Source organism: Streptomyces adelaidensis, from assembly GCF_016598475.1.
In the GTDB taxonomy this organism is placed as follows: Bacteria; Actinomycetota; Actinomycetes; order Streptomycetales; family Streptomycetaceae; genus Streptomyces; species Streptomyces adelaidensis.
In genome coordinates this window covers 1-1621 of sequence record NZ_JAEMUX010000217.1, presented here as the reverse complement: position 1 = coordinate 1621, position 1621 = coordinate 1, and the positions used below count along the sequence as shown (strand labels likewise).

At 65.9% G+C, this 1621-nt stretch carries 4 protein-coding genes; 3 read left to right on the top strand and 1 reads right to left on the bottom strand.

What is annotated here, in order from left to right:
• Window positions 1-285, top strand: a 285-nt coding sequence (locus I8N67_RS41395; RefSeq protein ID WP_234047108.1) for a hypothetical protein, incomplete at its 5' end; no start/stop codon positions are given.
• Window positions 282-824 (top strand): NUDIX hydrolase, encoded by a 543-nt coding sequence (locus tag I8N67_RS41390; RefSeq protein ID WP_200309467.1) that lies wholly within the window; start codon window positions 282-284, stop codon window positions 822-824. The genes I8N67_RS41395 and I8N67_RS41390, both read left to right, overlap by 4 nt.
• Before the next feature lie 148 nt (window positions 825-972).
• Here the strand turns inward: I8N67_RS41390 and I8N67_RS41385 are convergent, their stop codons facing one another.
• Window positions 973-1158, bottom strand: a complete 186-nt coding sequence (locus tag I8N67_RS41385; RefSeq protein WP_200309466.1) for a hypothetical protein — start codon at window positions 1156-1158, stop codon at window positions 973-975.
• Window positions 1159-1197: 39 nt separating this feature from the next.
• Here I8N67_RS41385 and I8N67_RS43640 point away from each other — a divergent pair, with 39 nt between their 5' ends.
• Window positions 1198-1377 carry a hypothetical protein gene (locus tag I8N67_RS43640; protein ID WP_234047107.1) on the top strand — a complete coding sequence of 60 codons (180 nt, stop codon included), beginning with the start codon at window positions 1198-1200 and terminating at the stop codon, window positions 1375-1377.
• Window positions 1378-1621 lie beyond the last annotated feature (244 nt).

The following is a 1621-nucleotide window of genomic DNA, read 5'->3' as shown; positions in this document are numbered from 1 at the left end:
GTGCTCGCCATGCAGATGGCCACCTCGACCCGCAAGGACATGGACGGGTCCCTGCCCGAGATCATCGGGCACCTCAACCTACTCCTCGGCGAGGAGCTGGGGGCAGACGAGGACGAGGACGTGAGGGAACTGTTCCGCACGGGGTACCGGCTCCTCGACTTGAAGAATCGTCCGACCGCAGAGACCCCGTCCTTCGGCGCCTTCATCTACCTCCGGGACACCGCCGACATCACCCGCAGGCTCCTGTGGATCTTTACCCAGCGCCACGGACTCGGTGCCCCGTGAGCATCAGGGAGGATCTGATCATCCGGGAGCTGTCCCACTACATCCACGAGCACCCTGACGAGCAGATGGCGTTGATGCCGGTGTACGACGCCGCCTGTGACCACGCACAGCGCGGGACCTGCACCCACAGCCAGCGCTGCCCCCTCGTGACAACGGGCGCGGTCGTCGTCGACGAACGCAATCGCGTCTTGTCCCTACGGCACGAGGGAACCTTCGCCCTTGCCGAAGTGGAGCCGGAGGCGCAGGACGACTCGCTCAGCGGGGCTGTCCTGCGTCTGTTGGCCGAGGCGGTCGGCATTCGTGAGGTGTGGACGGAGCCCGACAGCGAGGGCCCCTTTCTGATCGACGTGACCAGAGCGGGGCAACACAGGTATGGCGCCCGTCTCCGGATCGGCTTCCGATACCTTTTCCGGGCCCATTCCGGCGCCGTCGCCCCCTTGGTGATCGAAACGGGCGCGGCGGCCTGGATGCAACTCGGAGAGATCGGTATCCCGTCAGTCCGCAACCGTCTTCACGGCCACTTGGTCGGTGTTCCGTGAGCCCTCGTAACCAGCAACTTACATACGCGGCAAGCCTCTTGGCGCTTGGCGGTTCGATCCTCCTGGCGATCTGGAGGGGCTGAATATACGAGCGCCGCACCACCGACCCGACTCCTGCACCCCCGCCTCCCCTCAGCACCATCGCCGGTCAGAGGCAGCCCAGGATGTCCGCATAGGCGACTTCGTGTGCCTCGACGGGCTGTACCTGCCGGTCCTCCGGCGCCGCGGGGCGCCGGGTCCTGATCTTCGACGGGCGCTCCCCGTGGGTCATGAAGGAGTCGGCGACGACGTATCGGCCCGTCGAACTCCTCTGATCCCGGCCCCATTCAGCCATCACGAGAACTGTCACCTCACGCCAGCGAGGAGCTTCGCCATGCGCTTCCGCAAGATCCACGGAGCGGGAAACGACTTCGTCCTGTTGTCCGGCCCCTCGCCAGCCAGCGAGAAGGAGTGGTCAAAGGAGGCCGAGCGTCTCTGCGTCAGACGAACCGGCGTAGGCGCGGACGGCCTCGTCATCAGCAGCCTGATCAGCATCAGCCCGGTCGTCCTCTAAGTCGGCTACTTCAACGCCGACGGCTCGATCGCGACGATGTGCGGCAACGTTCTGGGGTGTACTGCCTGGGCCGCACACCACGACCACGGCTTCGGCGAGATGACTCTCCGTATGGCGGGGGGATGCACGAGGCAATCGTGAGCGACGACTCCGCGTGGGTCACGGCCGAAGTCGGTGCGGTCCATCCCCGACGTGTCCAGACCGTCATCAACGGCACCGATCTGATTCGACAGCCCCCACCGGC

Excerpts from the sequence above, each read along its gene's own strand:
- I8N67_RS41385 (WP_200309466.1), bottom strand. The coding sequence starts at position 1,158 with ATGGCTGAATGGGGCCGGGATCAGAGGAGTTCGACGGGCCGATACGTC.
- I8N67_RS43640 (WP_234047107.1), top strand. The coding sequence starts at position 1,198 with ATGCGCTTCCGCAAGATCCACGGAGCGGGAAACGACTTCGTCCTGTTG.